Genomic DNA, 8,415 nt, shown 5'->3' with positions numbered 1-8,415 from the left:
ACAAACTAAAGAAGGTTGGATGTATTTAACTGTTATTATTGATTTGTTTCATCGAAAAGTAGTAGGTTGGGCTATGAGTGATAATTTAAGTACAGGGGATACCATCATACCCGCTTGGAATATGGCTGTTAAAAATAATCAAATTACTAAAGAACTCATTTTTCATTCTGACAGAAGAACTCAATATGCTAGCTATAGATTTACCAACATCCTAAAAAGTCATAATGGACTGGTAAAACAAAGTATGAGCCGAAAAGGTAATTGTTGGGATAATGCAATAGCTGAAAGCTTCTTTAAAAGTTTAAAGGTAGAATGGGTATATAAACACACCTATCAACAAAAACAGCAAGCAGAGTTATCTGTCTTTATTTGGATAGAAACTTGGTATAATAAAAGAAGAAGACATTCTTCTTTAGGATATAAAACTATTAATGAATTTGAACTAGAAATGTATAATCAAAATGTAGCTGCTTAAATCTCGCAATTAATTGTCCACTTTTTTGTTGCAAGTCCACTTCTTAAAAATTGTAGAATTTCAAAATAATTGGAAATAAAAAAGACTGCTAAAAATAACAGTCTTTTTTGATTGTAGAATTTCTTATTAAAATTATCGTGATAAAGCAAAAATTATTTCTGCAGCTTGTTCTGAAACTTCCCCATTTAATTCAAATAAATTTTCTAACATTTCATCATAAAAATTCTTTTTAGTTGTTCTCCCAATTTTAGCATACGCCAACACTTGAGCATCAGCTGCCATATCCTTAATATTTTCCGTTGCTAAAGGATTGAATACTCCAACTTTGTAAATGTTGGCTGATACATTTTCAAAAACTATATCATAGTCAGCATCATAAGTCATCTGTTGTATTTCATATTCATCTTTTGCTTCCTTCGCCCAAGCAACTAAAGAAGAGTCTACTCCTGACGTATGAAATATGTAATAAATATTCCTAGCTAAATTTAAACCATCATAGCCCCAAATACCATATTCACCCCTTAAAAAAGGCAAACCAGTTGTTGATGGGTATTTTGTTGTCCAAGTACTAGCCATATTGTTTACCAAAGTTAAAAATTTGGTATCTTCTGTTACCCTATATGCATATAACAATACTCCTAAATCTGCTGAATTAAAATTACTAGGATTATTGAAATCACTTGAAGTTCTCGCATACATTGCTTCAAAACCAGCTAGAGCTGGCTCTTTCAGACCCGATTTGTACAAATAATAGGCAATAGGCGCTGAAATGTTACCATAAGCGACCGTATTATCAGTCCAACCCCATAATTTACCTTGACTTATATCGTCAGTAAATAAATAGCCATCTACCGCTTCTAAATCCCAAAATAATTCCAATCCTTTAGCTCTTATATCTGGCTTAACTTGAGCTTTTTCACTTAATGATTCAATACTTTTAATTGTTTCCTCATCAAACGATGATTTTTCACAACTTACAGTAATCATAGTAATTACCGCAATACTACTTAATAAATAATAAAACTTTTTCATGATGTATTTAAATTTTAAATTAATATTCACTACACAATACTTCCCTTAAATCAAATCTGATTTAAAAATTGGGATAACAAAAAAAATATAAAACTAGCGGGGATATAAATATATTATAGGGACTAAATATATATTCAGGATGTAAATGTACTAAAAATAATTATTTAAATATCTGATAATTACCATATTACCTATATTAATTAGTTAAAGTAGCAATATTTTTGTTATCGTGAGTAAATTGGAAATAAACGTTAAATATTTTTTTGTTAAAACTCAATATTTGCACTTCCTATTTAATGATTTTATCCTTCACTTTGATGCTCACCCCTTCAATCTTGATAATTCAATTCTGCTCTTGGGTTTACCATAAATCAGACAGAAGAGTTTAGGTGTTCAGATAATGTGCATCGATATAAGATAGTAATAAGTATAAGTATTGTGAAAGAATATGTGCTGAACAGCCTAATTCTGATGAATAAATTAAGGATTACTTGACATCTGTCTATCCCAATGTTTTATTTGCCCCGAATATTGTGCTTCAATAGCTTTTTTGGCTGTCGAATTACTTGAAGCTTCAACCCTAACACCAATTGCTTGACCTCCACTTTTTAACCTTATTTTACCGTAATACGTTATCATAATTTTAAGTTTAATTGTTAGCTAATTACTCCACCTCTAGCAATAGATTTCTAACTTTTTGTACTGTTCCACTAGATTTCCCAGTAAGCTTCATAACGTTCCTTATTGACTGTTTCTGGCGAACATACTTAACGATGTCTGAATGCTCTAATAGCAATTTTTTAGCATTTTTGGTTGAACCAAATTTACGCCCTAGTTTACCACCATCTTTAATATATTTAGCTCTTCCAGAACTTAAACGCTCTTTGATAAGTGATAACTCCATGCTTGCAAATGTTGATGCAATGCTCAACATCGTTTGAACCATCGCATTCACATCTCCATTAGGCAACAAAGTATGCAATTTGAAATTGTCTATAATAATATTGATTTTATGCTCATTACATTTTTCTAGGAATAATGCAAATGATGATATTTTTCGGCTAATACGTGAAATCTCTAGCGTAATAATATGTTTAACTTGATTGGTAACGGAAAAATCAAATATCTCAGCATTAACCTCATCATTTTTAGTTCCACTCTTATAATAGCTAAATTCTTTTATAATATCGTATTGACTTCCGTAAGTTGAGGTCAACTCTTCCGATTGCCTTGAAACATCTTGCTTGCTTTCATTCGTTGAACAACGACTAATAATTATTGCTTTTTCCATATAGTAAATATACGAATAAGCCGGGACAGAAACAACACAAACCCAGTAAAACCAGGAGCTTCGTACTATTATTAATCAAAGAATAATACTGATACATTCTAACGTATCATTTTATACCTTTTATAGATTTATTTTGATACAGTTGAGGTTTTGATACATCTTCCTAATTTATGGTGGCTAAATAATATAACTATCAGCAAGTGAAATTCGAATGATTAAAGTGTACTTCAAAATACCATACTCTAAAAAGATAAAACTGTTTATATTTTCTATAGTTTAAGTGTAGTCCTAAATTTTATGAGTTATTGGTAATGAAAAGAAAAAAGATGAGCCAGTACCAACTGTACTCTTAACCCAAATTTTTCCATTATTTTTTTTAATAAATTCTTTGCATAGAATTAAGCCCAATCCAGTTCCTTTTTCATTTTCCGTACCTGATGTTGATTGACTTTTAGCAATTTGAAACAATTTGCTAACATTATCTTCTGATATTCCTACTCCTTCGTCGTTTATTGTCATAGTTAGCATGTTTTCTTTATTCTCAGCTGAAATCGTGATTTTTCCGCCAGTATTTGTAAATTTTAATGCGTTAGAAATTAAATTTCGTAAAACAGAACTAATCATTTCTTTATCCGCAAAAACTTGACTATTTGTCTTTATTGTGTTATTAATGATGATAGATTTTTTATCGGCTATGTCATTTAATAATTGCTTCGCTTCTTGTACAAGGAAATCTATTTCAAAATATTCAGGATTATAATCCATTCTACCAGATTGCGATTGTGCCCAAGTCATAAGGTTGGATAACAAATTCATATTATTATTGGATGATTGTTGTATCGCATTTGCAATTTTCTCAATTTTTTCAAGGTTCTTTTCTTTTATGTATTGCACAAGATATTCGCTAAGACCAGCCATTGAACATAATGGGCCTTTCAAGTCGTGAGCTATAATTGAAAAGAATTTATCTTTGGTAGCATTCATTTCAATTAGACTTAATTCATTATTTTTATTCTCAGTAATATCGTAACAAGAACCAATGTACCCTAAGAATGTATTATCTAAATCATAAAATGGCCTGCCATAATCACTAATCCAGCGATATTCTCCAAATTTATTTTTCATGCGATATTCCATTAGGAATGCTTCTCTTTTATCAAAGGCGGTAACATATGTTTGTAAACAAAAATCGAAATCGTCAGGGTGAACTCCTTCTGTCCAACCATTTCCAAATTCTTGCTCCATTGTTCTTCCAGTGAATTCAAGCCATGTTTTATTAAAATAGTCACATAATTTGTCTAAACGAGAACGCCAAATTAAAGCGGGAAATTCTTCAAATATTTTCAAATACAATTCCTTGGCTTTGGTAATCTCAATTTGTTGTTTTTTAAGAATTGAATTCTCTTCTTCAAGTTTCTTTATTTTCTCAATTAGAAGATTAGTTTTTTTGTCCATGGTTCTATTTTTTAGTATTTGCTATAACGGTTTAGGGTTATGATTTGTGCGACTGGAAAATCGGAGATTTTCGGACGTAGCAAATCGTTTGTTAAATGTTTATCGGTTTGTATTTAGTTTAAATCTAAGCATAAATTATACCCATTGTTGTGTGGCGTTTTATATTATCGTTCCTTGATATGATTTTCTTTCACTATCATATTGAATTATTCCGTCAATATTATGTCCATCTCTATTTTTTAAATTTACAGGATATGGTTTATTATGTATTAAACTTTCTCGTTCAAGTTCAAATTTGTTTTGAAAATAATGAGATAATAAAAAGGAATAACAAAATCTCTCAGTCCATTCATTAAATGTTAATTCTGAAATTTCCCATTCTTTACCTTGTGAATTCGTTAAATGAATTTTTTCAAGTTCGTGATGGTCAAAATAGTATTCAGAATGTGAAAAAGCATTTCTTAATGACGAGTGATATCCTTTTGTTATTATTTCTGAAATATTTAAATCACAAACTTTAAATACATCTCTTAATTCTTCTCTAATGAAGGTGTGCTTTGTGTAATCGGGGACTTCGACAAGCCAATTATAATCAGAAGATTGACAAAGGTTAGCAATTTTTTTTAATTGTCTTAAAAAGGGTTTAGATTCCCAAATATGTGAATAAATCATTAATTCTAAAGTTAATGAATTTTTGGAGTCAATTGTTTCTTCTTGATTAAAAGAATATGAATTATTCAAATAATCTAATAAAAATTTTCTCCTATCAAAATCTATCAATTTGAAGATTCTGTAATCTAAAATATGGGGATTTTCTCCATATTCGTGATATTTATTTATATTTTCTGCATTTGCTAAAAAAAGAATATAGTCATTTTTATTGACCTCATTTTGTTTTGCCATTTCGAACATTTCGTCTACGCTCGATTCAACTTTTTCTTTTATCAATCTAAATTTTTCTTTTGTAATCATATTTTTTTAAATGACACACAACTTGTCATATCAGTATAATATATATCGATTATTATTTTCTGGATAAACGTACTTTTATGTTGTCTTTACCCGTTAATAATTATGCAAGAATATTTATTAGGAATCCAATTGTCAATAAAATTTAACTCAGAAATCAGCAATTTTTTCATGAATACATAATCGATGTATAAATGTATCAAATTGATTTATACTTTTTAATGATAATAATCACCTAAAAATCTTATTAAATTGAAGTAAGTTTATAAGTGATTCAACACCTCAACATATAGCTAATTTCAGGTGTGTTTACGCTATTTAAAATACATTGGTACTACTTACTATTCTTGAGCTTTTAGCACTCTTAAATCAGCTACAGTAAGGTTGTTTAGTGATTGGAAAACTATACCAATGCACTCCTCTGTTTGTTCTTATTCATAGCCAAGTATTTTGTGCTTTTATATATAGGGTGGTTCTTTTTAGTATATTTGAAACGCTTTATTTTGGATTATTATTCATTTGAAACTGCACCACCCTATAACTATAATCTAATGTTGGTACATCTAGTTAATTACTACTACGCACCTAACTAATTCCCCTTTATCTTATGAATCTTCTCCTTTGATTCTTCCATGTCTTTCTTCAAGTTCAGAATCTGGAGCTTGTGGTAAAGCTCGTTCTTTTTATTTTGGTCATTCTCGATATTGATGAGCTCTTGGGTTGCAACTATCTTTGCTTCTATATTGGCTATTTTGTTTTCTTCTTCCATGGTATTTTAATATTATTAGCTGGCTACTTGCAACTGCTCATCATTATCTAGGTTATATAGAATGTCCCAGTTTTCACCCTGAAGCCCATCTTTGGTTATATAGAATATCCCAGCCTCATACTTGTTATAAGGTTGCAGCTCAATTCTACTGTTACTATACATTTTATATAATTTTTCAATAATCTTTTGATGGTACCAATCATCATCGATAAATAATACAAAGTGGTTATGGTGACCATTTCTATTCTTAAATGCCTCGGTGGTAAAGAATAATCTTATTGATGTACTTGCACCAAACTGCTCATCCAACTCATCGAATAGCCTAGTCATTTGTCGGTAACAAGAGTCCTTACTTAGGTCATGAGAGTGGGAGATGGTGCCAAAGAAACTCCATGGCATTTCCCATAGTCTTGCTGGTAGGGATTCTTTATTTTCTACCATATCGATGAATCTTCTCATGGACTCTACCTTGTCCTCTAGTAGTCTTACTTCATCAATTAACTCTTCTCTATCAAAGTACTTGGCATGTCCTATTGGAATCTCTCTTTTAATCTTTTTCTTAATCGTTTCATTCTTAAGGTCAGGATTATTAACATAGAATCTATGTAAAGTAGTTCTTGATATGTTAGCTCGTTTGATAAATTCTTTAATGCTTTCATAATTCTGTTTTGGTTTTCTCATTTTGTTATACTTATTTATATGTACTTTATGTTATTACTAGATATAACAAGTGCTATAAAGAGCAACTTTACTTACCCAGTTCATTAAATAAATATGTATCAAAAATGAAAAAGTCACTTTTTTGTAACATTTAACCGAAAAAAAATAAAATTAAGTGTGATACCGTTGTTGTTTCAGAAATGAAACACCCTTTGCAGAAACTTAAAAACTAGGGTCCTGGAAATTGACTGGTGCCATTGGACAATAATTGGCAATACTTCTACTTTCATGCTAAGGGAATATACAAAGGGGCCTATCCCCACAAACCATAACAAATTCAATACTTCACCAACAATTCAGGGCGCATTTAGGTCAAAATCGCCATATCAGCGGGAACGTGTGATAAATACCAGCATTTTTCTTAATAAAACTCCCTAAAATCTTGTTTTTATCACAAAAAAGTAGTATATTTAAAGGAGATGGGTTTGAGCTAGTTTTTTTGGCTCTAACCTTGACTAACAGCTTCCCCCCGAATAAAAAAGGCGAAGGACTAATCGGGGTTTTTTGTTATGAGATATTGACGTTTACACAAACAGTCAAATTCATGATTTACATAAATCATATTTGAATTATATGCTTGTTTATTAAACTTGCGTATGGTTATCTGTGATATTCATTTTGACTTAACGGTTCAGGTTTGGTTCCTCCCTCTGGAAAAATTAGGAAACTTGCTACTACCCAAAATCCTTTAGTGGCATTCGAAAGGTATAAGCTCAATTTTTGGCACAACCAACTATTGAGTCAGCAGATTAATAACCTTTTAAAGAAGTGAATGATGCAGAGAACCCAAGAATTTCAGTTGATACATTTAGAAAACTAACAAACGATTATATTAGTACAATTGAAGAAATAGAAGAAACAGTAAACAGCCTCTATGAATTAAGCATAATAGTTTACAATAAAAATAACATTGAGGAATAAAATTATAATAATATGAGTCTAGAATATTTTAAACGATTCAACCCACTACCTGAAGAGCCAAAAGCGAATAACAATGTTTGGCTTTATACAAGAGTTAGCTCCAAAAAGCAATATGACGACAACGGTAGTTTGGACACCCAAAAACTGGCAGCTTATGAATATGCCAACAATAAATATACAATAACCAAAACATTTGGAGAAACTTATGAAACTTACAATTGAAAGTCAAAACAAGGAAGAGATTCAGATGGTGAAATCATATAACAGTCAAATTAAGGAAATAGAAGCTAAAATAAAGAAGTTAGATGAAAAGCACTTATTTGATGGTTTCCCAAAACAAAAATACGATGTGTATATGTCTGAGTTGGAGTCAAAAATGTTAGAACTTGTTGAAGAAAAAACACAATTGAATTTAGAAATATCGAACCTTGATGAAAAAATCGACTCTTGTGTAGAAATAACCAAAAATGTGAGTAAAAATTGGGGGTTAGGTGATTACCAATTCAAAACTAGACTTCAAAAATTGATGTTCCCAGAAGGAATTGTCATTGAGCCCGAAAATAGGCAATATCGAACCTCCAAAGTAAATCAAATATTTTTACTAACATCAAGTATATCAAGGGATAGCGAGCAAAAATAAAAAAACCCATCAACTAATTTAGTTAATGGGTCTTGCTTAGTAGCGGGGACTGGACTCGAACCAGCGACCTTCGGGTTATGAGCCCGACGAGCTACCTACTGCTCTACCCCGCGATTTGGATGGCAAATATACAATGTTTTTTT

The 8,415-nt window shown here is 30.8% G+C and carries 11 protein-coding genes and 1 tRNA gene; 4 read left to right on the top strand and 8 right to left on the bottom strand.

The window, feature by feature from the left end; all coding sequences use genetic code 11:
* On the top strand, positions 1–475 hold a 475-nt coding region (locus GQ540_RS02055; protein ID WP_291796583.1), incomplete at its 5' end, for an IS3 family transposase.
* Positions 476–607: 132 nt separating this feature from the next.
* On the opposite strand, the gene GQ540_RS02050 is transcribed toward GQ540_RS02055, so the two are convergent.
* The 7 genes from GQ540_RS02050 to GQ540_RS02020 all read right to left on the bottom strand — a co-directional run bounded on the left by GQ540_RS02050 (position 608) and on the right by GQ540_RS02020 (position 6,672).
* Positions 608–1,507, bottom strand: a complete 900-nt coding sequence (locus tag GQ540_RS02050) for a hypothetical protein (RefSeq protein WP_291796580.1) — start codon at positions 1,505–1,507, stop codon at positions 608–610.
* 480 nt (positions 1,508–1,987) lie between these two features.
* Positions 1,988–2,146 carry a hypothetical protein gene (locus GQ540_RS02045; protein WP_291796577.1) on the bottom strand — a complete coding sequence of 53 codons (159 nt, stop codon included), beginning with the start codon at positions 2,144–2,146 and terminating at the stop codon, positions 1,988–1,990.
* Between the two features lie 25 nt (positions 2,147–2,171).
* On the bottom strand, positions 2,172–2,798 hold the full coding sequence (locus tag GQ540_RS02040; RefSeq protein ID WP_291796574.1) for a recombinase family protein: 627 nt from the start codon (positions 2,796–2,798) through the stop codon (positions 2,172–2,174).
* Positions 2,799–3,086: 288 nt separating this feature from the next.
* Positions 3,087–4,253, bottom strand: a complete 1,167-nt coding sequence (locus tag GQ540_RS02035) for a PAS domain-containing sensor histidine kinase (RefSeq protein WP_291796571.1) — start codon at positions 4,251–4,253, stop codon at positions 3,087–3,089.
* 159 nt (positions 4,254–4,412) lie between these two features.
* Entirely contained in the window at positions 4,413–5,225 is an 813-nt protein-coding gene (locus GQ540_RS02030; protein WP_291796569.1) for a hypothetical protein, read from the bottom strand.
* A 586-nt stretch (positions 5,226–5,811) separates the two neighbouring features.
* Positions 5,812–5,991 carry a hypothetical protein gene (locus GQ540_RS02025; protein WP_291796566.1) on the bottom strand — a complete coding sequence of 60 codons (180 nt, stop codon included), beginning with the start codon at positions 5,989–5,991 and terminating at the stop codon, positions 5,812–5,814.
* Positions 5,992–6,006: 15 nt separating this feature from the next.
* On the bottom strand, positions 6,007–6,672 hold the full coding sequence (locus GQ540_RS02020; RefSeq protein ID WP_291796564.1) for a hypothetical protein: 666 nt from the start codon (positions 6,670–6,672) through the stop codon (positions 6,007–6,009).
* Positions 6,673–7,479: 807 nt separating this feature from the next.
* Between GQ540_RS02020 and GQ540_RS02015 the strand changes: the two genes are divergently transcribed.
* Genes GQ540_RS02015 through GQ540_RS02005 form a run of 3 tightly spaced genes read left to right on the top strand, consistent with a single transcriptional unit; the run spans position 7,480 to position 8,272 of the window.
* Positions 7,480–7,632, top strand: a complete 153-nt coding sequence (locus tag GQ540_RS02015) for a hypothetical protein (RefSeq protein ID WP_291796561.1) — start codon at positions 7,480–7,482, stop codon at positions 7,630–7,632.
* A 12-nt stretch (positions 7,633–7,644) separates the two neighbouring features.
* Positions 7,645–7,854 carry a hypothetical protein gene (locus tag GQ540_RS02010; RefSeq protein ID WP_291796559.1) on the top strand — a complete coding sequence of 70 codons (210 nt, stop codon included), beginning with the start codon at positions 7,645–7,647 and terminating at the stop codon, positions 7,852–7,854.
* On the top strand, positions 7,838–8,272 hold the full coding sequence (locus tag GQ540_RS02005) for a hypothetical protein (protein WP_291796556.1): 435 nt from the start codon (positions 7,838–7,840) through the stop codon (positions 8,270–8,272). The genes GQ540_RS02010 and GQ540_RS02005 overlap by 17 nt, the downstream gene beginning before the upstream one ends.
* A 40-nt stretch (positions 8,273–8,312) precedes the next feature.
* Here the strand turns inward: GQ540_RS02005 and GQ540_RS02000 are convergent.
* Positions 8,313–8,385: transfer RNA gene (locus GQ540_RS02000), tRNA-Met, on the bottom strand.
* Between the last annotated feature and the right edge of the window lie 30 nt (positions 8,386–8,415).

The sequence above is a fragment of the Lutibacter sp. genome, assembly GCF_013139515.1.
Lineage (GTDB): Bacteria > Bacteroidota > Bacteroidia > Flavobacteriales > Flavobacteriaceae > Lutibacter.
This window is presented reverse-complemented; position numbering and strand designations above follow the sequence as displayed.